Genomic DNA, 19,009 nt, shown 5'->3' with positions numbered 1-19,009 from the left:
CGCTCACTTACTTGCGAAGTGCCGGAAGGCCAACCCCCGTACTTTCAAAACCACCATCGGAAGCAATCACCTGCCCGGTGACGTAACTCGCCTGCTCGGAGCATAGAAAGGCGATTACTTCGCCAATTTCAGTTTCCGAGCCATAGCGGTTGAGCGGGATCGCGTCGTGATAGGCATCGATGATGTCCTGGCTGTGCACCGCCATCGCCAGCTTGGTGCGCACGGGGCCCGGGCAGACACAGTTGGCGCGAATGCCGTATTCGCCAAGTTCCGCTGCCTGTTGTTTGGTGAGCTGGATGACTGCGGCCTTGGAGGTTCCATAGGCAACCCGCAACGTTGACGCGCGCAGGCCGGAAATGGAGGCGATGTTGACGATGGCGCCACGGGTTTTCTTCAGGGCGGGAACGACGGCCTGTGAAACCAGAAACACGCCGTCGAGATTGGTCTCCATGACCCGTCGCCACATGGCAAAATCCGTCTCCTCGATCGGGCCGAATTCGGCAACGCCGGCGTTGTTCACGACGGCATCCAGCTGGCCGAATTTCTGCAAGATGGCAGGGATTGTTGCCTCGACCTGCTCTGCGATGGAAACGTCACAGATAAACGGAACGGCACCTGCCAGACCTTCGGACGCAATCGCGAGTTCGTCGACATCCCGGTCAAGCATGGCAACCTGCCAGCCGCGGCTGAGCATGAGCTTTGCCGTCGCAAGGCCGATGCCCCGGGCAGCACCGGTGATGAGGATGGTTTTCTGGGTCATGGGGGAGATCCGTTCAGGGCAGGGAAAGGGGAGGCGGGCCTGTTGAGAAGGTCAGCGCATTGAAATACAGACGCGAATGGAACCGGCATTGTCCGGCAGCGCGACATCCTTGTCGTTGATGCGGAAGGCATAGACACCGGCCGGATCGCGCGAGTTGACGGCGAGCGCGGCAAACTCCGCGAACGGAACTATGCGGCCCGCCTGATCTCGCACAAGCATCTCGCCGAAAGCGTAGGATTGGTCAAACTTGTAGCCGTAGAGCGGGCCTAGCCGGCGGGCGTCTTCGCCCGTGTAGCCACGCGGGCCGACGGCCTTGTACATGCCGGCAATCACGCTCCAGCCGCCGGAATACTGCACGCCGGTGATCTTGCCGCCGGGCAGAGACAGTTGCTGCCAGCCGCGTTTCGCCTGAACATCTACGCAATGATCGGCGGCAAATGCTGTGGACGAGAACAAGAGGGGCAGAAGCAGGCAGAGGCGAACAAGGGTCATGGTCTGATCCGAAATGAACTCGCCTCAGAAGATAACAGCCCCGCGTGTGGGTCAAGCTGTGTCGGGGAGCGCTGGTTCCGGATCACGCAAGCCTCACACAGGCTTGCCTTGCAACTATTTGCGGGAAGACCCACATCGTAGGGTGAACGATGAGGGTCGTTCCTCCCCAGACTGGCGCCGGGCTTTTACGAAAAGCTGCGGCGCCTTCTTTTTTCAACTCTTTGTCGGTATGCTGACCGTGTGGGCGACAAGGTCGCCAAAACCGGAAATGTGCTCCACTGCGCTCCTGGTGGGCCAGGACCTTGTCCTGGAGAGCTGCATGTGGTGGCCCGCGCCGTCGGACGGGGACGGCGCGGGCTTTAACACCGGCCTGAAAAGGAGGGGCTCAGGACACGGTGTTAGCCGTTGCCGCCAGGATGGCAGCAATCTGGTCTTTCAGATTTAGTCTCTTCTTTTTCAGGTCTTCCAGGACATCGTCGGATGCCGGCTCCACATCTGTCTCGATGCGGTGAACTTCGCGATTGACGGTGTGATATTCATCCGCCAGCCGGGCGAAATGGGCATCACTTGTTTTCAACGCATGCAAAGTGTCTGCGGCTTCCGGAAATTCTTCATGTAACTCGTGTGGCACGTGGCTCATTCTTGCCTCCTTGTAAGAACCACAAGGTGCCGCCAACCTGTTCAATTCACCTTGAGACAGATCAATCGTGCTCGAAATTGCATCGGAGTTTTTGTGCCGGCGCCGTTTTGCGCGCAAGCGCGAGGCTGGAAGCCTGGAAAAGCAGGCGGCCGGCGCTGGAACGGGTGTCAGCCGCTGACGGGTTTGAGCTTTGCCAAGCGTCCGCTCGTCGGCATCTTTTCCTTCAAGGTCTGTTCCAGAAGGTAGAGGGAGAAGTCCCGAATGGGCATCGGTTTGGCAAAGAAATAGCCCTGGGCGTAGTCCACATCTCGGTTCCTGAGAGACGCGAGCTGGTCCATCGTCTCGACACCCTCCGCACAGACTTTCATGCCGTGCGCCGAAGCAATGCCGAGAATCGCCTGAACAAAGGCACCGCGGGCCGTGTCGGTGGTGCTGCCGAGATCATCGACGAACATCTTGTCGATCTTCACCAGATCGGGCTTGAGCGCCTTGATCTGGGCAAGGTTGGAATAGCCGGTGCCGAAGTCGTCAATTGCGATCAGGCAGCCGATGCTGCGCAGGTATTCCAGCGATTTTGCAATGCTGGTACCGGACCGGATCCCGGTTTCCAGGATCTCGCAGCACAGGGAAAGACCGGCTTCTGTCGCCATTGCAAAAACCGGCGACTGAATAACGGACTGGATCTGTTCGTCTTCCAGGTCCGCCTGGAAGAAATTGACGGACACCTTGAAACCCGGCCGTCCCGCAAGCAGCGGTTTCAGGTCGCGCAGTGCCTTGGCGATGATGATCTCGGTAAACTCCCAGGTCAGGTTCTCCTGCTGGATTATGTTCACGAATTCATCCGGGAAAAGCTTGCCCTGGGCATCTTCGAACCGGGCCAGAACCTCACAGCCTTCGCATTTCATCGTGTCGAGCGACAGGATGGGTTGGTAGTGCGGCTCGAAACCTTTGCCGCCGTTGGCGATCGCGTGACGGATCCGCCCGGCCGGGCTGTGGCGGTCACGCACGATCCGTTTCACCCTCAGGAAAACGAGCGCGCCGGTGACGACGCCGAAGATTGCAAAAATCGCGAGCAGGCCGATATTTTGCTGAACGATCCGGCTGGCAGGGATCATTGTCAGGTAACACAGCCTGACATCGCCTTCGCCGCAGGCCTGTGCATAGACGTTGCCGAACATCGGGCCGTAGTTGTCGCGGTATTGCTTCAGAAGGCCCGCGTTTCCATTGGCGTGGAACAGAACCGTGTAAGGGTCTTGAACACTCGACACATAAAACATGTCGTCGGCGGCCGTTGCCAGGTTGCCGGTCTGGTAGAATGAAACGCCGTAGCGGCCCTTCTTAATCACTGTAACGCTGTCGACACCCTCGGCCTTGTCGAAGGGCACCCTGTACCAGGTCTCCCTGCCATCGCGGAACAGTTGCGCCTTTTCAGGCGGGCCGAAATCGTGGGCAGGTTCGAAACGCCCGAAGCTTGAAGAGCAGGCTGCTTTCGTGTCGCCGTTCGGAAAAAACCAGACATTGGTAATGTGATTGTCGTTGTAGACGAGCGTGTTAAGCGTTTTCAGGTGCGCGTCGCTGCAATCGTCTTCGGGAAGTCTTTCCAGGGCTCCGTAGAGCTTGTTTCCACGGTCTATGTTGGACTGCCAGATGCCAAGAAGGTCTGCCGTCTGTTTCTGCAGTTCGCTCTGCCCGTCATAGGCGACACCGGCCCAGGCTATAAGCAACATGACGGCAACCGTCGCGAGGCCTGCAAGAGAGCCTTTTAATAGTGGGCGGGTATTGGGCGAGGTACCGTGACGAGCCATTTCATTGCCAATTATTATTCCGCCCAAGTTGCACAGCCGGGATTAAGAACAAGTCAATTGTTAGAATTAACGGCGCTTAACCCGGCAGATTAATCGGCTTTTTGTGTCTTTTTAGGGTGTTTTTTGCCCGAAATGGCCATGAGGCGTCCTCAAGTCAGGCCGAAGTCAGCAATCCGGGCAGGCGCTCGACGACCCACCAGGCAGACAGGATTGCAATTCCCGACAGCGCGCCGAGCCGCAAGGGTTGCAGGGCGGGTTCAGCTGTCTTTCGCACAAGCAGAACAATGGAGAGCGTCACGGCGAGAATGATAAGCTGGCCAAGTTCGATGCCGATGTTGAATGCCAGCAGCGCGGGTATGAGATCCGGTGCGCCCCGGCCGAGAATGTCCGCAAGAACGAAGGAAAAGCCGAGGCCGTGCAACAGGCCGATCGCGGTGAAGACAATCACCGAGCCCGACTTCCGGACCATTGCCGCGATGGCAGCATAAAGAACGGAAGCGGCAATGGCCGTCTCCACCAGCGGGATGAACCATGGCCAGGAAGGTGTTGCCCCGAGGAAGGTTGCGATCAGCGTGACTGAGTGCCCGATCGTGAAGGCGGTGACGAGGTAAATCAGTCTCCGCGTTGCCCCGACGCCCAGAGCCAGCGCGATCACCAGAAAGACGTGATCGAGGCCCTCCAGAATATGCAGGGTGCCCTGGTGGATGAAATGCAGAAATGTGCTGAGCCGGGATCCGTCGAACCGCGCAGGTTCTTCCAGTTGCCCGGGAGCCGTGGTCGAAACCGGAGGGGTGTTGCGGGCATCGACCAGATGATTGTCGATGGCTATGCCGGGTCCCGGGATCAGGGGAGTGTACCCGGACTGCACTTGAAGGATACCGGTCGGATCGCTGCTTTCCAGCCTGAGCGCGTAGTCGATGACTGCTGTACCGAAGAGCGGGTCTTCATTCGGGAAAGCTTGGCTCAATGCGGTTCGGGCGGCAACAGCTGTGTCGAGGTCCTGGTCAGGTCGACTGGCGTGAACCGTAAATCCGATGATCTCCGCCGGCAGGGCAAGGCCCGCCTGCGAAAAGACGAGGGCGTTGCCCAATCGGTCTTCAAAGGCAGATCGATTGCTGTCGACCGCGCCGAGATCAACCCGGTAGCGCTCACCGTCCGGGTTTTGCTCCAGGCGAAGAAACGGCGAGACCAGTGGTACCTGTTCGACCTGCGAGCGACCGACGAGATCCGAGAAGACAAGCGGAGCGGGCACCCGCACATACACTGTCAGAGTGTCACCCTCACGGGAGACCAGAAGCGTGCGCACCTTGGTACCTTCCGAAAAATGCGCGAAGGCAGGCGCGAAGTTTGTCAGCAGAAGCAAGAGGCTGAAAAGGATCATCCGCCAGTGTTTCATGATCTCTCCTTCCGGTTGTCGCACCGCCTTGGTCTGCGTCCCGGCCCATGCAGTTTAGCTGTGACGGCGTGTTGCCGGCAAATTGTCATCAGCCTCTTTTCCGAATTCACCGATGAGCCGAAATTTGCAGGTGTTTACTTGCCTTTGCGTCATATATGTTTGTCGCTCTCTCCTGACAGAATGCTGTCAGGAGAGGTTTGATAAGGTGATCCTCATCACAGCGCCTGAGGAGACTTTCCATGACTTTTGCACCCGATCACTTCAACGTCTGGATGGAGATTCCCGTCTCCGATCTGGACAAGGCGGTCAGCTTTTATAACGACGTTTTCAAAACGGAGCTTAGACGTGTCATCGACATGGGACCAAATGAGATCGCAATCTTTCCCACCAAGGAGCAAGGCGGGATTGCAGGTCACCTTTACCCGGGAAAACCCGCGCAGAACGGAACCGGACCAACCATTCATCTCGCCTGCCCGGACACCCTGGAAGAAACGATGGAACGGTTCGCTGCCAAGGGGGGAGAAATCATTTCCGATCCGGCTGCCATTCCGGCGGGGCGCTTTGCCTATGGCATCGACCCGGACGGAAATTCCATCGGCATGTTCGCACGCTGATTTTAGACTGACAGGATGTTGGCTTCGCAAGGAGCCGGCATCATGAGACGCGCCGACCGCCTTTTCCAGATCGTGCAATATCTGCGCGGCGGCCGGCTCGTGCGGGCACGTCAGCTGTCCGAATGGCTGGAAGTATCCGAACGCACCATCTATCGCGATGTTGCCGACTTGCAGGCATCCGGCGTGCCGATCGAAGGTGCGGCTGGTGTCGGCTACATCATGCGCGATGGCTATGAACTGCCACCACTCATGTTCACCCGGGACGAAATTGTCGCTCTACTCGCCGGTGCGCGTCTGATCCGCGCCTGGGGCGGGGCCGCCATGGCCCGGGCCGCCGAAGAGGCGATGATCAAGATCGACGCCGTCCTGCCGGAAAAGATGCGGGTGCGTCAGAACGAAATCGAGATCCACGCGTTCGCGCCAGAGATGACACCGCAAATCCGGGCTCATATCGATTTTCTGGAAGCGGCGGCCGATGGCCGCAAGCGTTTGTTCTTGGCGTATTGCGACAGCAAGGGGGAGCCGACTGATCGTACGATCCGCCCTCTCGGTCTGTGGTTCTGGGGCAAGGTCTGGACGCTGGTGGCCTGGTGCGAATTGCGCCAGGACTTCCGCATGTTCCGTCTGGACCGGATTTCCGAAATGCGGGAGACGGGAGACCGCTTCGATCCGGAACCCGGCAAGACGCTGAAGGATTTCTACCGGGGCATGGAGGAGGAAAACTACGGCAATACCCGGGGGTGACGGCTTGGCCGCGGGAGAAGGGTACCATTCCCGCGGGCTTATGGCACCTGCACGATCATATCGAGCCATGTCGCAATCGCCTGCAATGCGGTTGGATCGATGGTCGTAGCTATCCGGATATACTCGTTGATACGTCCGGTTCGCGTTGGTTGGAACAGGTGATTGAGGCCAGGCAGCGTTCTGACACTCGAGAGCGGGTGGGTGAGGGCCCTTCGCATGACAGGTGAATTCTCCCTGGCGGAAACCTGCAAGTCGTGCTCGCCGAAAAGTGCCAGCACCGGAATGGTCAGGCCTGCCAGCTGCTCAACCGGATCGTGCCGCGCGTAGGCGGAAGCCCAGGGCGTCGCCCAGACGGCCAGGTTTTGCCTGATCTGGGAACCGCTCGCCCCCGAGTTCTTCAAGGCCTTCGTGATGTCCTCGCGTAATTCTGCCGGTGTTCCGGATTTCAAAAGAGCGTAGCTGATCTCATTCACCGCGCGTCTCTGTCCGGCAATGACTTCATCGGACAGGCCTTCCGCACGCCCGATATCCTGAACCTGAGTGCGCATGACATCGGGAACAAGCGGCAGGGCAGGGCCTGCAAGATAAACATGAAAGGCGGCCGGTTCGATCTGCTGCGCGATCGGCGCGAGATAGCCGCCTTCCGAGTGGCCGATGTATCCGGTTTTTTCGGAAAGAACACGCGGATGAGATTTCACATAGGCAAGCGCGGCGGCTGCGTCGCTCGCGAGATCTTGCGGGGTTGCGGTCGCAAAGTCTCCCGTGCTCCGGCCCACGCCGCGGTCGTCGTAACGCAGCACGGCATAGCCGGATTTCGTCAGGTGATCCGAAAGCACGAGAAATGGTTTGTGGCCCGCAATTTCTTCATTCTTGTCCTGTGGACCTGAACCGGTGATGAGTACCACCGCGGGAACGCGCCCCCTCCCTTTGGGCAAGGTCAGCTCGGCATCCAGAACGGCGGTGCCGGACGCAGTTCTGATGCGGACGGTTTCAATGGAGTAGTCGCGGACCTTCGGGTCCTGTGGCCGGTCGCTCAGTCCGAAGACCGCCAGATAGCCGGCAAAAGTCGCCAGAAGCAGATCAATGTTCATCGTGGTGTTCCCCTTGGCTGGATCCTGCAGGCGACTGCATTGGGGTGTCGGATTGGTCCACGAGACGAGCCGTATCGCGCGTTGGTGTCCAGCCGGGAGGTTTCATGAGCATCTTCAGAGCCTGGGCAAAGGAAGGGGCATTGAGCGCATCTCTGCCAAGGCGAATGAAGTCTCGAAAGTTGATGGTGATCGGATTGGATGTGTTGAGCGGATCGGTGATCCCGTAGACAACCTTGGCACGCTCGAGTGTGTAGGTTCCAAAGAGCCGGTCCCAGACGATCAGGATGCCGCCATAGTTCTTGTCGAGATACTCCGGATTGCTGCCGTGGTGCACGCGATGATGCGACGGTGTGTTCAGAATGCTTTCAAGCCACCCGAGCCGTCTGACCTTTTCGGTATGGATCCACGATTGATAGGCCACCACGACGGCAAGTCCTGCGATCACCTGTACAGGGTCGAAGCCGACAATCACCATGGGAATGAAAAACATCCATTCGAACAGCGCTTCGGTCCAGGCCAGACGCAGAGCCGTCGTGAAGTTGAACTCAGGCGAGGAATGATGAACGCTGTGATAGGTCCAGAATAGCCGTACCCGGTGCTCGCAGCGATGCATCCAGTAGTACGTCAGATCAGCGACCACGATCGCAAGCACCCATGTCAAGCCGTTCATGGGCAGGTCCCAAAGCGCGAACGGTTCTGCAAGGAAAACGGCAATCACGATGATCAGTCCGTATGCGGTTCGTTCCAACAGACCGTAGACAAGACCGATAATCAGATTTGCGCCGGTTTCCGATAGCGATTGACGGTAGCCGGCAAACCGGTCCCACACGGTTTCGGAAGCCAAAACAAGAAGAAAGACCAGCGCCAGAATTTCAATACCGTTGAAGAGTCCAGCCGCCTGCTGAAGGCGAAGTTCCAGATCAGAGTACATGCGACCTCACAAAGAACGAACGTTCGTTCTTAAATTGGGTGCGCGGGCCAGGATTGCAAGACGGCAACGAACCTGAAATGAACAGCGCAGAAGAAGAAGTCGGGCTACGGTCTTTCTTCGTAGCGTCCCACAGGAGATTCCCGATGGCCGAAACCAGGCCTCAATCCACCAGCCGTCTGGAAAAATCCGCCAAGCGTCGACAGATGATCGTCGAAACGGCTGCGGGTCTTTTCATCGAAAAGGGGTTTCACCAGACCGGCATGCGCGACATCGCGGGAAAGGCGGGGATCAGCCTCAGCAATCTCTATAATCACTTCAAGGGCAAGAACGAGATCATTGCAGCCATCTCGGAACTGGAAACAGTGGAACTTGATCCCTTGCTGAGGCGGCTTGAAGACACGTCACGAAATCGGATGGAAAGACTGCTGCAATTTGCAGCGGCGTATTTCGATCTCTGTTCGTCGCCGGCACATGCCGCGTTGAGCGCGGAAATCGTTGCCGAGGCCTTCAGAAATCCCGAGATCGGCGGCCTGTTCGTCCAAACCCGGGCCCGTCTCGTTCAAGCGGCTGCCAACTGCCTGCCGATGTCTGAAGAAAACCCTGCCACGTCGGCCGAACTGGTTCTTGGTTTGATCGAACGCAGTGGCCAGAATGCCGTTTCCAGAGATGTTTCGACCAGAAAACAGCTCAGGCAATCCATGTTGGCTTTTGTCGAACGCGCAGTTGGCACAGAGCTGAAACACGGTTGATCAACTGCCGGCAGTGAGCCGTTGACGCATTTTCTGCTGAACAGCAGGCTTCGTCTGTGGAGGTCGGCGCCGCCAGGTCAGGCTGGTTCATTGAACCTGGAAGGAATGTTCAAGGGGGTGACCACCTGGATATCGCTCGTTTCGCCAGAGGGAGACGTGCCGATGCCGTGGTATGCCAGGAGATGACGAAACGCCGAGTTCATGTCTGACTGCAGATCGTGGTGAAGCACCAGCGTCAGCTGCTCCTGCCGGAGAAGCTCGAGATTGTCCTTGTCCAGATCGTGCGCGACATAAACCCCTGGCATCTGACCCGCCTCGGACAAGGCCTGCAAAATGGCCCTGTTGCCGCCTCCCATGGAGTAAACACCGGAAATCTGCGGAGAGGAGGCCAGCTTCTCGGCGACCTCCCGCCGTGTTTCGGGATTGAGACCGCCGCCTCCACTGGCATCCACCAATCTGCATTCCGGGCGTAGACGATCCAGTTCCTGCCTGAAACCCTCGTAGCGCTCCTCCTCGCCCTGAAAGGTGTGCTGGCTGAGCGTCGTCAGCACCGTTCCGTTTGCCGGCAGGAGCTTGTGCATGAGATAGGCAGCGGTTTTGCCGGCGCTGCGATTATCCAGGCCAACGTAGGCAAGCCGCCGGGAAGCGGGAAGGTCTGTAAAGACGGTGACGACAGGGATTCTGCGGTCTGCCAGTCCTGCGATCATATGCCGGACTTCCTCTGTATCGCGCACCTTGAGGCAGACGCCCTGGCTGCCTCGCTTTGCGATCCGCTGCAGGATCGCGCTGCATTCGGCAGCCGACATGGTTTCGGTGAAAGTGAACCTGGGGCGGATCGCGATTGGATGCAGATCTGTCAGCACGCTTTCACAGGCGAGACGCACTTCTCTGCTGAACCTGTTCGGCGCTTCCATAACCACATCGAAGAAAAGCCGCCGCCCCCTGGCAGCCAGCTGACCTTCCTGTTGTTCTAGTTCCGCAATCGCATCCTCAACCCTGCGACGGGTCTGCGGGCTGACATGTGCTCGCCCGTTCATCACGCGGTCAACCGTGGCAGTGCTGAGGCCTGCCTGAAGGGCGATTTCCTTGATCGGGAAGCGATGGGTCATTTGATGGATTCTTGATGGAAAATGCCGATCCGATCAAGACCGATCCTGCTAACATTGCAGCCAATAAAACCTGGGAGGGGATCATGGACAAACGGGTCGACCATCTGGCGTATTTCAACGCCACCAGCTGCGATGTCGAGGAGTTCAGGCAACTTGTGTCGCAAAAACTGGACGCCGGCATCGTGCCGCACGCCTACAAGGTGGTTGCCGGTATTCCCGTTTACCGGGTTGCCGATCTGGAGACCGTTCTCGCCGGGCGCGAAAGCCGTAGCCGGTTGATGGCAGAATGGGCGCAGGTTATGCGGCTGCACTCGGGTGTGCTGGTGCTGGAAGAGGCATATAAGGATGTCACCCCGATAGACCGGGCAACGCAGGTCTATAACCGGATCATCGCCGAGGAGAAAGCTGCTTCAGGCGGCGGTGCGGATCATTTTGCAGCTGCCGGCGCAAACGACCGGATCTGGAACTCACTGCAGAAACTCTGCCTGGCAGCCCCCGATGTCTTCGCGGACTATTTTGCCAATCCTGCCATCGATGCCGTCTGTGAAGCCTGGCTCGGGCCAAACTACCAGATGACGGCCCAGGTCAATCTTGTACGTCCGGGCGGCAAGGCGCAGCAGGCACATCGGGATTACCACCTTGGTTTCCAGTCTGAAGAAGACTGCGCACGTTATCCGGCCCATGTGCACGACCTGTCACAGGTCATGACCCTGCAAGGGGCGGTGGCGCATACAGACATGCCGATTGAAAGCGGTCCCACGAAGCTCTTGCCGTTTTCACAGCTTTATCGTCCGGGCTACGCTGCCTACCGGCTGGAGGCATTCAAGGAGTTTTTCGAACAGCATTACGTGCAGATGCCACTGCGCAAGGGCGATGCGGTGTTCTTCAACCCGGCACTGTTCCACGCCGCCGGCGACAACTCCAGTGTCGATATCCAGCGCATGGCAAACCTGCTTCAGGTGTCCTCGGCCTTCGGGCGCGCCATGGAAAGTGTGGACAGGGATGCCATGTGCCGGGCGCTCTATCCCGTGCTCCTGGCGAAAACCAGACAGGAAACAATGTCAGGTACCAGCCTGGAAGCGGCTGTTTCCGCGTGTGCGGAAGGATATTCCTTCCCGACCAATCTGGATCGGGATCCGCCTGTAGGCGGGCTGGCTCCCGAGACACAGAAGCAGATTTTCCTTAGGGCCCTGCAGGACAGAATGCCGGCAGCGGATTTCGAAGCGGCTCTTTTGGCCCGGGCGGAGCGCCGGCAAGCCTGAAGTTTATCTCAGCGCAGGGAAGCGTAGCCGCTGCCGAAGATTTCCCGCAGCAGTTTGCGCTTCATTGCCTCGGCGTAGTCGTCATAGCTGGCTGCAACCTCGACAAAGGCACCCGGACCCCTGATGACATGGGTCCGGTAGTAGCGCACCGGCGCTTCGTCGGCGCCTGAAATCACCAGACCGTTGACCGTAACGTCCTGGAAATCGAAGGCCCTGTAGGCGCTTTCCGGGCCGAAACCGTCGTTGTTGATGCCATCACCGGCAACATCTATGACCTTACGAACACAAGACGCGGGTGCCTTGCGCATCAGGGTTGCCGCATGGCCGAGTGCATAACCGAGGGAAGTTGGAAATTCGGTGTAGCCTCGTGGTGAGCGTCGCAGGGTTTCGGCCGCATTCGCAGCGCTTTGCGCATCGGAAAGATGGCTCCACCCAAGCTGGAGCAGTTGCTGGTACCGGCCGCTCCATTCGAAACTTGTAACCCAGATCCCGCCAACGGCCTCGATTGCCTGAACGACGTCCGGGTCTCTCAAGGCATCTGCCAGTCCGTTGAGCTGCAAGGTGTGTTCGCGCGCATCGACGCTGGCCGAACCGTCCATCGCCAGAACCAGCGATAAGGAACACGCGGCTGCAGGACCTGGCAGGAGCAGCAAGGAAAGAAACGAGAAAAGACCGACGACCTGGCGCAAGGTCTTGCGCACCGCGCTTTGTCCGCGGTGGCAGTCGGTATGTGAGGTCCAACAGCAGCCAGTCATGAACCCATTTTAGAGGATAGGGGCGGCAAAGGAATGCGAATACGACGCGCTTTTGGCTCAGAAACGATCATTTTCTAGGCATCAAGCCGATCGTAGCGGACCATTTGAAAGGTCGGTATCCTGCTGTTTCTGGCCCGTTCCGCAAATCGTTCCAGAAATGCCGCCAGCCATCAGGCGGGATGCGCAAAGGGGTGATATTGTTCGTCCGAGCCATGTTGCACTGCAAATTTTTTGGCTTAGGCTCTTGATCCTGCTGAAACATCTGGGCAGGGTTAGGGCATGTATGCATCCCATGGATTTCTGCGGTCGGACATTGGCGACGTCGATGTCGTTTATCACGACGGCATCTATCATCTGTTCCATCTGGTGCTGCCCAATCACGATTTCATCGCGCACGCCGTCAGCACGGACGGCATGACGTGGCGCCGGGTCAAGAACGCACTTTTCGTCGGTGAACCGGGCGAATGGGATGATGACATGCTCTGGACGATGCATGTGACGCCCGATCCGGACCGGCAGGGCGAGTGGCGCATGTTCTACACCGGCCTTGCGCGCGCGGAATATGGCAGGGTGCAGCGGGTCGGGCTGGCACGGTCCAGGGATCTCTACACCTGGGAACGCTGCAATCACGGCAACTATCCCCTGCAGGTGCCTGGCCCGCTTTACGAGAGCACGGTAGACGAAGGCCGGAAGTGGGTCAGTTTCCGCGATCCGTTCTTCTATGTCGATGAAGACACAGGCGAACGCCTGCTGCTGGCCTCTGCCCGTGTCAAGGAAGGGCCGGTCATACGGCGCGGCTGCGTCGGGCTCGCACGCGAGACCAAACCGGACAAATTCACGTTCGAGCCACCTCTTTATCGGCCCGGCCTTTATGACGACGTCGAAGTGCCGAACCTGTTTCGTCTCGACGGCCGCTATTACCTGATGGGATCGATCCGCGAAGACACCAAGATCCACTACTGGTACGCGGAGACGATTGAGGGCCCATACCAGAACTTCTTCGACAACGTGATCCTGCCGACGGGCAATTATGCCGGCCGTATTTGCCGAACCAGCGACCGTTTGCTTCTGTTCAATTTCTTTTCCAAAACGGAATACGTCTACGGGCGCGAGGTCGTGAAGAAGCTGTTGCCGCCGCCGAAGGAACTGGTGACCGACAGCGCCGGCAGGCTCAAGCTGAAATCGAATTCGGACTTCAACGATCTGGTGACGCATCGCCAGGTCGTGACTGCGTCCTACCAGTGCAAGGCACTGTATTCCAACACGCACGCGTCGGCGATCGATCGGCCGGACGGGCTGCATCTGAGCTGCAAGAGCGGGTACGAAGCTTTCATGCTGCCGGGCAAGCATGAGGATTTCCGCCTCAAGGCACAGCTGATGCTGGAGGGACTGGGCAAAACCGGTCTTGTGCTGAGGATGAACGACGAGGGTGACGGTTATTACCTGTCTCTGGATCTCGTCAACGGAATTGCCCAGATGCGGGCATGGGGCGCAAACCCGACACCTGAATTCGAACATGCCTTCCGCTACGAACCGCTTCAGGAAGCGCATTTCAGGGGCAGCGATCATGGCCCCTGGCAGATCGAGGTTGTGGCGCACGGCCTATACTTCGAGTTTTCCATCGACGGCTATGTGGTGCTGTCGCTGGTTGACGACAGTTTCATCGAAGGCGGTATCGGCTTCTACACTGAAAGCGCGGCCGTCTGCCTGAAGGACCTTGTTGTTGAAACATTGAGCCGTCCGGTAACGGAGCACACGGTCGAACCGGCATATTCCGTCACGCACAGGGCGCCCGATCAGGAAGGGGAGGGCCGGTGACCGGCGAGACGGGGAAGAGTGATACGTGGCTTCTGGTCAGCGACATCGATGACACCCTGACCGGTAGCCGGGCCGATCTGGAGCGACTCTGGCATCAATTGAAGAACGCCAAGTCGCACCTGAAACTGGCTCTAAACTCCAGCCGACCGGCCGCCAGTGTCGACCAGACACTTGCCGACTACTTCCCCGAAGGCTTCGAACCGAACGCGATCATCACCGGTTTGGGAACCGAAATCCGTCTGGACCGTTTCTTTCTGGAAAGCTGGCAAAGCCGGTTTATCGACTGGCCTGACGAGGAAGTTCGCAAAATCGTCCGAAAACTGGGGTATGATGCGCACGACGACAAGTTCCAGACGGACGGAAAGGCGAGCTTCGCCGTTCCGGGAAAAGACGGCGTGGACGCGATTCTTGCCGCACTCCGGGACGAGGGCATCCCGTTCAGGCACATCTATTCAGGGACCAGTGATCTGGACATTTTCGCCCCCGGCGCAGGCAAGGACGCTGCCATGCGCCATCTGGCAAGCCATCTTGGCATTCCGATGGAGCGAACGATCGCCGCCGGTGATTCCGGCAACGACCTTGCGCTGTTCGAAGCAGCGGGCAAGGCAATTGCGGTCGGCAATGCCCGCCAGGAACTTCTATCAACCCTGCCGCGGCACAAGACCTATCTGGCATCCGCCCACCATGCGGCCGGCGTGCTGGAAGGGCTGACGGTAATGGGCCTGCTGCCGCAATCGGCAGTCTGATCCGGCCTTTCAAGAGGCTGCTGCCTGCTGCAACGTCGGCGGGCTGATGAGCAAAAAGAGCAAAAGAACGCCTGGGTAGATGGAGATCAAGACACACGAACAAGGTAACGACACATGAACAAGCAAAATATCGGTTCCCTTCTGATGATCTCGCTGCACGGTTACGTGGCCGGATCGCCGGAACTGGGTAAACCGGATACTGGCGGCCAGGTGGTCTTCGTACTGGAGCTGGCAAAAAGGTTCGCGCGGCTCGGCTACAGGGTCGATGTCATGACGCGCCAGTTCGAAGACCAGCCGGCCGAGGATATCATCAACGAAAACCTGCGCGTCGTGCGTGTTCCTTTCGGAGGATCCGATTTCATCCGGAAGGAGGACATGCACGACTGGTACGGTGACTTCGTCACCAATGCGCTGGCGATGATCCGTCATCGCAAGTTGCAATATGACGTGATCAACTCTCATTACTGGGATGCGGGCGTCGCCGGCCAGAAAATCGCCGAGGAGCTGCAGATCCCGCACATCCACACGCCGCACTCCCTCGGTTGGTGGAAAGAACACGACATGGTGGGAGCGGGTGAAGAAGAGATGGCCGGGTACCGCTTCAAGGAGCGTATCCAGAAGGAATTCGTTCTTTACCGCAACTGCGACCACATCATCGCGACGACCGAGCAGCAAACGGACCTGATCGTCGAGCAATACCAGTTGCCGCGCGAGCATATCACCATGATCCCGCCGGGCATCGACGAAGGCCGGTTTACGCCCGCAACACCGGATGTTGTCGCGGAAGCGCGCCGGAAGCACGACTTCAAGGAAACGGATATCTACGTCGTCGGCAGGGCAGCGGAAAACAAGGGCTACGACCTGATCATTGAAGCCTTGCCGAGCCTCCTGAAATTGCAGCCCGATGCACGCCTTGTGCTTGCCGCCGGTGCCAATTCGGACAGCGACAAGGCGCTGCTCGCGCAATGGAAGGAAGTCGCTTCTTCCCTCGGCGTGGCCGATGCCATCAGCTGGCGTGGGTATGTCGCGGATGAAGATCTGGCCGATTTCTATCGCGGTCCGGGCATCTTCGCGCTTCCCTCCCGCTATGAGCCTTTCGGCATGACCGCCGTGGAAGCGATGGCCTGCGGAACGCCGACTGTGGTGACCATTCACGGCGGCCTTTTCGATCAGATCGAATTTGGGCGACATGCGCTGGTGGCCGATCCCAAGCGACCAGAAGAGTTTGCGGCCATGCTGAACATGCCGATGCAATACTCCTGGATGCGTGAAACCCTCTCGGTGGAGGGCGCTCGCTTCGCCCGCCGCGTGTTCGGCTGGACAGGGATCGCCCGGCGGACGCTGCAGGTGTTCGAGCAGTTCAAGGGCCGTTACGACGACCTGCAGACGGACGAAGTGGCGCTGGGCTGACAAGGCGGCGGATGGAAGCCGTCGCAATTAGGGCTGCTGAAGAAATCCAAACAACCGGTTCAGCTTGCGTTCAGGTGAAATTGATTACACCTTGCGCATGACCTCGTGAGCAGACCGGAATCGGACACGTGAAACAGATATTTGCCCTTTTAATCCTGACATTCGCCGTCATTGCGCCGGCGCAAGCCGCTTGTTTGTCCCAGTCGCAGGCCCGTGAAGCCGTGGCCAGCGGCAAGGCCGCCCCGCTTGGGGCGGTTGCAGGGCAGGCAGGCGGTGAAATAGTCAAGGCCCAGCTTTGCCAGCAGGGTGGGGGATACGTCTATCTGTTGTCGGTCCTAAAGGGTGGCAAGGTGACAACTGTCACAGTCAACGCCAACAGGTAATTGCTAGAAGCGACATCTTCCTGCCGGCTTTCGGTTGGTTGATCTGGTTCCGACTCCATCAGTCATAAAGTTGAATTTCATGCGCATTCTTGTTGTCGAAGACGATACCGATCTGAACCGCCAGCTGGTGGCCGCCCTGGAAGAGGCCGGCTATGTGGTCGACAGTGCGACGGACGGCGAGGACGGGCATTTTCTCGGCGACACCGAGCCATACGACGCCGTGGTGCTTGACCTCGGCCTGCCGTCCCTCGACGGACTGTCCGTTCTGGAAAACTGGCGCCGCGACGGGCGCACCATGCCGGTCCTCATCCTGACTGCGCGCGACCGCTGGTCGGACAAGGTTGCGGGGATCGACGCCGGTGCCGATGATTATGTGGCAAAGCCTTTCCACATGGAGGAAGTGCTTGCCCGTGTGCGTGCGCTTGTGCGCCGGGCCGCCGGGCATGCCTCCAACGAACTCACTTGCGGCGCGGTGCGTCTGGATCTGAGATCCGGCCGTGTGACCGTGGACGGCAGCGCGGTCAAGCTGACTTCGCATGAATACAGGCTGCTGTCCTATCTGCTGCATCACCAGGGCAAGGTGATCTCCCGCACCGAATTGACCGAACATCTCTACGATCAGGATTTCGATCGTGATTCCAACACGGTGGAAGTCTTCGTCGGCCGTCTGCGCAAGAAAATCGGCTCGGACATGATCGAAACCATCCGAGGGCTCGGATACCGCCTGGGAGCGGCGAGTGACACCTGAGACCTCTGCCAACGGGGACGGCCGGCCCGTGAACCGGCCTCAGCGGTCGCTTGCCGCACGTCTGGTGTTCGTGGCGGCTGTATGGTCCACCATCGCGCTCGCCATCGCCGGGGTGTTCCTGGTGAGCCTTTATGAAAGAGCGAGCGAACGGGCGTTTGACGCCCAGCTCGAGGTTCATATCAAGGCACTGATTGCCGAAATGCTGGCAACCAATGCAGATGCCAGTGCTGATCAGGCAACCGCAACCCTGACTGCGCCGACCTACCGCGGCGATCCCCGGTTCTCCCTGCCACTGTCCGGCTGGTACTGGACGGTTCGACGCGCCGACAGCCCGTCGATCCTCTATGCATCGGAGTCGCTGGTGGGGGATCCGCTGAACACGCCGCCGATCGGGCAGGACGACGCCAACGCCGGGTTCATCGTCGGGCCGACCGGTGATGAAATCCGCGTGCTCCAGCAGAGAATTACCGTTGAAGACGCGGCCTATGTGATTGCCATCGGCGCTGCAACTGCAGGGTTCTGGGCGGATATCTTCGAGTTCGCTCGGCTTGTGGCCATCACGCTTTGCATTGTCGGGCTCGGGCTCATTCTGGCGATCTTCCTGCAGGTGAAATTCGGCTTGCGGCCGCTTGCGCGCTTGCGTGCGTCGCTTTCGGCCGTTCGACAGGGTGAGGCCGAACGCATTGACGAGGCTCTGCCGCGCGAGATCGCGCCGCTGGCTGTGGAACTCAACGCGCTCATCGTGTCGAACAAGGAAATCGTCGAGCGGGCACGCACCCACGTCGGCAACCTTGCACACGGTCTGAAGACCCCACTGTCGGTCATTTCAAACGAGGCAAGGGCGTCCGGCGGCCCCTTGGCTGACAAGGTGTCTGAACAGGCAACGATCATGTCGACCCAGATCCAGCATCATCTGGAGCGGGCCCGCATGGCGGCGCAGCGGCGCGTCATTGGTGTTTCATGCGAGACCGAGCCGGTTCTTGCCCGTCTCATCCGGGCCATGGGCAAGATCTATCAGGACAAAGGCGTTGATGTCGGTTTCGCGCAGTCCGGCCAGATCCGCTTTCGAGGCGAAAGCCAGGATCTGGAAGAAATGAGCGGCAATCTGATCGACAATGCCTGCAAATGGGCAGGTTCGAAGGTGCGGGTGCAGGTGGCGCCGTTGAACGATCCGGCCACGAACCGGGACATGTTCACGATCACGGTCGAGGATGATGGTCCCGGACTGACGCCTGAACAGCGCGCGGAAGCCATCAAGCGCGGTCGGCGTCTGGATGAAACCGTGCCCGGAACAGGTCTTGGCCTGTCGATCGTGGCCGATCTCGCTGCCCTTTACGGCGGCACTTTCGATCTTGACGGTTCCTCGCTCGGAGGCCTGAAGGCACGTCTGGTACTGCCTGCGCTCAGCAAGGAATAGGGGATTTACCAAACGTTCGCTTGGGCCGCCCTTGCGGGACTGTGATAGGATGTGATGCAAATAGCGGAAACAAAGACACGGTTGTGGCCAAGTTCGGCCACAAATTGAAAATAACACTGATTCATCGACCGGTTTGCGC

General features: G+C 58.9%; 19 protein-coding genes. 10 read left to right on the top strand and 9 right to left on the bottom strand.

Going from position 1 to position 19,009, the window contains the following annotated elements; genetic code table 11:
* Positions 1-7: 7 nt before the first annotated feature.
* The 5 genes from FIV03_RS25500 to FIV03_RS25480 form a co-directional block, all read right to left on the bottom strand.
* A complete protein-coding gene (locus FIV03_RS25500; RefSeq protein WP_062489479.1) occupies positions 8-760 on the bottom strand; it encodes an SDR family oxidoreductase in 753 nt (250 codons plus the stop codon).
* 51 nt (positions 761-811) lie between these two features.
* On the bottom strand, positions 812-1,252 hold the full coding sequence (locus FIV03_RS25495) for a hypothetical protein (protein ID WP_152511440.1): 441 nt from the start codon (positions 1,250-1,252) through the stop codon (positions 812-814).
* 385 nt (positions 1,253-1,637) lie between these two features.
* Positions 1,638-1,892 carry a YdcH family protein gene (locus FIV03_RS25490; RefSeq protein WP_031268132.1) on the bottom strand — a complete coding sequence of 85 codons (255 nt, stop codon included), beginning with the start codon at positions 1,890-1,892 and terminating at the stop codon, positions 1,638-1,640.
* A gap of 167 nt (positions 1,893-2,059) precedes the next feature.
* A complete protein-coding gene (locus FIV03_RS25485) occupies positions 2,060-3,619 on the bottom strand; it encodes an EAL domain-containing protein (protein WP_173013945.1) in 1,560 nt (519 codons plus the stop codon).
* Positions 3,620-3,851: 232 nt separating this feature from the next.
* The gene (locus tag FIV03_RS25480; RefSeq protein WP_152511438.1) at positions 3,852-5,093 is read right to left on the bottom strand and encodes a HupE/UreJ family protein; all 1,242 of its coding nucleotides are present in this window, start codon (positions 5,091-5,093) and stop codon (positions 3,852-3,854) included.
* Positions 5,094-5,332: 239 nt separating this feature from the next.
* On the opposite strand from FIV03_RS25480, the gene FIV03_RS25475 reads away from it, so the two are divergent.
* A complete protein-coding gene (locus FIV03_RS25475; RefSeq protein ID WP_022997847.1) occupies positions 5,333-5,707 on the top strand; it encodes a VOC family protein in 375 nt (124 codons plus the stop codon).
* Positions 5,708-5,749: 42 nt separating this feature from the next.
* The gene (locus FIV03_RS25470) at positions 5,750-6,451 is read left to right on the top strand and encodes a YafY family protein (protein WP_152511437.1); all 702 of its coding nucleotides are present in this window, start codon (positions 5,750-5,752) and stop codon (positions 6,449-6,451) included.
* Positions 6,452-6,489: 38 nt separating this feature from the next.
* On the opposite strand, the gene FIV03_RS25465 is transcribed toward FIV03_RS25470, so the two are convergent.
* Positions 6,490-7,542 carry an alpha/beta fold hydrolase gene (locus tag FIV03_RS25465; protein ID WP_152511436.1) on the bottom strand — a complete coding sequence of 351 codons (1,053 nt, stop codon included), beginning with the start codon at positions 7,540-7,542 and terminating at the stop codon, positions 6,490-6,492.
* Positions 7,532-8,473: a sterol desaturase family protein gene (locus FIV03_RS25460; protein ID WP_152511435.1), complete on the bottom strand. Its 942-nt coding sequence runs from the start codon at positions 8,471-8,473 to the stop codon at positions 7,532-7,534. Before FIV03_RS25460 ends, FIV03_RS25465 begins: the two co-directional genes overlap by 11 nt.
* Before the next feature lie 143 nt (positions 8,474-8,616).
* On the opposite strand from FIV03_RS25460, the gene FIV03_RS25455 reads away from it, so the two are divergent.
* Complete coding sequence (locus FIV03_RS25455; RefSeq protein ID WP_173013944.1) at positions 8,617-9,222, top strand: TetR/AcrR family transcriptional regulator; 606 nt, start codon at positions 8,617-8,619, stop codon at positions 9,220-9,222.
* Positions 9,223-9,299: 77 nt separating this feature from the next.
* Here the strand turns inward: FIV03_RS25455 and FIV03_RS25450 are convergent, their stop codons facing one another.
* Positions 9,300-10,331 carry a LacI family DNA-binding transcriptional regulator gene (locus tag FIV03_RS25450; protein ID WP_152511433.1) on the bottom strand — a complete coding sequence of 344 codons (1,032 nt, stop codon included), beginning with the start codon at positions 10,329-10,331 and terminating at the stop codon, positions 9,300-9,302.
* Positions 10,332-10,414: 83 nt separating this feature from the next.
* Between FIV03_RS25450 and FIV03_RS25445 the strand changes: the two genes are divergently transcribed.
* A complete protein-coding gene (locus FIV03_RS25445) occupies positions 10,415-11,593 on the top strand; it encodes a phytanoyl-CoA dioxygenase family protein (protein WP_152511432.1) in 1,179 nt (392 codons plus the stop codon).
* 8 nt (positions 11,594-11,601) lie between these two features.
* Here the strand turns inward: FIV03_RS25445 and FIV03_RS25440 are convergent, their stop codons facing one another.
* A complete protein-coding gene (locus FIV03_RS25440; protein ID WP_286202232.1) occupies positions 11,602-12,294 on the bottom strand; it encodes a DUF1194 domain-containing protein in 693 nt (230 codons plus the stop codon).
* A gap of 333 nt (positions 12,295-12,627) precedes the next feature.
* Between FIV03_RS25440 and FIV03_RS25435 the strand changes: the two genes are divergently transcribed.
* The 6 genes from FIV03_RS25435 (at position 12,628) to FIV03_RS25410 (ending at position 18,870) form a co-directional block, all read left to right on the top strand.
* A complete protein-coding gene (locus FIV03_RS25435) occupies positions 12,628-14,166 on the top strand; it encodes a glycosyl hydrolase (protein ID WP_152511431.1) in 1,539 nt (512 codons plus the stop codon).
* A complete protein-coding gene (locus tag FIV03_RS25430) occupies positions 14,163-14,912 on the top strand; it encodes an HAD-IIB family hydrolase (RefSeq protein ID WP_152511430.1) in 750 nt (249 codons plus the stop codon). Before FIV03_RS25435 ends, FIV03_RS25430 begins: the two co-directional genes overlap by 4 nt.
* Before the next feature lie 114 nt (positions 14,913-15,026).
* Positions 15,027-16,322 (top strand): glycosyltransferase, encoded by a 1,296-nt coding sequence (locus FIV03_RS25425; protein WP_152511429.1) that lies wholly within the window; start codon positions 15,027-15,029, stop codon positions 16,320-16,322.
* Between the two features lie 128 nt (positions 16,323-16,450).
* Complete coding sequence (locus FIV03_RS25420; protein ID WP_022997836.1) at positions 16,451-16,705, top strand: PepSY domain-containing protein; 255 nt, start codon at positions 16,451-16,453, stop codon at positions 16,703-16,705.
* Between the two features lie 79 nt (positions 16,706-16,784).
* Positions 16,785-17,453: a response regulator transcription factor gene (locus FIV03_RS25415; RefSeq protein ID WP_022997835.1), complete on the top strand. Its 669-nt coding sequence runs from the start codon at positions 16,785-16,787 to the stop codon at positions 17,451-17,453.
* A 64-nt stretch (positions 17,454-17,517) separates the two neighbouring features.
* Positions 17,518-18,870, top strand: coding sequence for an ATP-binding protein (locus FIV03_RS25410; RefSeq protein ID WP_152512076.1), 1,353 nt, complete (start codon positions 17,518-17,520; stop codon positions 18,868-18,870).
* Positions 18,871-19,009: the final 139 nt, after the last annotated feature.

The organism is Labrenzia sp. THAF187b (genome assembly GCF_009363375.1).
Taxonomy (GTDB): domain Bacteria; phylum Pseudomonadota; class Alphaproteobacteria; order Rhizobiales; family Stappiaceae; genus Roseibium; species Roseibium algicola.
Note: the sequence above shows the minus strand (reverse complement) of the source record. Positions and strands in the feature narration are given on the sequence as shown.

Excerpts from the sequence above, each read along its gene's own strand:
- FIV03_RS25500 (WP_062489479.1), bottom strand. The coding sequence starts at position 760 with ATGACCCAGAAAACCATCCTCATCACCGGTGCTGCCCGGGGCATCGGC.
- FIV03_RS25495 (WP_152511440.1), bottom strand. The coding sequence starts at position 1,252 with ATGACCCTTGTTCGCCTCTGCCTGCTTCTGCCCCTCTTGTTCTCGTCC.
- FIV03_RS25490 (WP_031268132.1), bottom strand. The coding sequence starts at position 1,892 with ATGAGCCACGTGCCACACGAGTTACATGAAGAATTTCCGGAAGCCGCA.
- FIV03_RS25485 (WP_173013945.1), bottom strand. The coding sequence starts at position 3,619 with ATGTTGCTTATAGCCTGGGCCGGTGTCGCCTATGACGGGCAGAGCGAA.
- FIV03_RS25480 (WP_152511438.1), bottom strand. The coding sequence starts at position 5,093 with ATGAAACACTGGCGGATGATCCTTTTCAGCCTCTTGCTTCTGCTGACA.
- FIV03_RS25475 (WP_022997847.1), top strand. The coding sequence starts at position 5,333 with ATGACTTTTGCACCCGATCACTTCAACGTCTGGATGGAGATTCCCGTC.
- FIV03_RS25470 (WP_152511437.1), top strand. The coding sequence starts at position 5,750 with ATGAGACGCGCCGACCGCCTTTTCCAGATCGTGCAATATCTGCGCGGC.
- FIV03_RS25465 (WP_152511436.1), bottom strand. The coding sequence starts at position 7,542 with ATGAACATTGATCTGCTTCTGGCGACTTTTGCCGGCTATCTGGCGGTC.
- FIV03_RS25460 (WP_152511435.1), bottom strand. The coding sequence starts at position 8,473 with ATGTACTCTGATCTGGAACTTCGCCTTCAGCAGGCGGCTGGACTCTTC.
- FIV03_RS25455 (WP_173013944.1), top strand. The coding sequence starts at position 8,617 with ATGGCCGAAACCAGGCCTCAATCCACCAGCCGTCTGGAAAAATCCGCC.
- FIV03_RS25450 (WP_152511433.1), bottom strand. The coding sequence starts at position 10,331 with ATGACCCATCGCTTCCCGATCAAGGAAATCGCCCTTCAGGCAGGCCTC.
- FIV03_RS25445 (WP_152511432.1), top strand. The coding sequence starts at position 10,415 with ATGGACAAACGGGTCGACCATCTGGCGTATTTCAACGCCACCAGCTGC.
- FIV03_RS25435 (WP_152511431.1), top strand. The coding sequence starts at position 12,628 with ATGTATGCATCCCATGGATTTCTGCGGTCGGACATTGGCGACGTCGAT.
- FIV03_RS25425 (WP_152511429.1), top strand. The coding sequence starts at position 15,027 with ATGAACAAGCAAAATATCGGTTCCCTTCTGATGATCTCGCTGCACGGT.
- FIV03_RS25415 (WP_022997835.1), top strand. The coding sequence starts at position 16,785 with ATGCGCATTCTTGTTGTCGAAGACGATACCGATCTGAACCGCCAGCTG.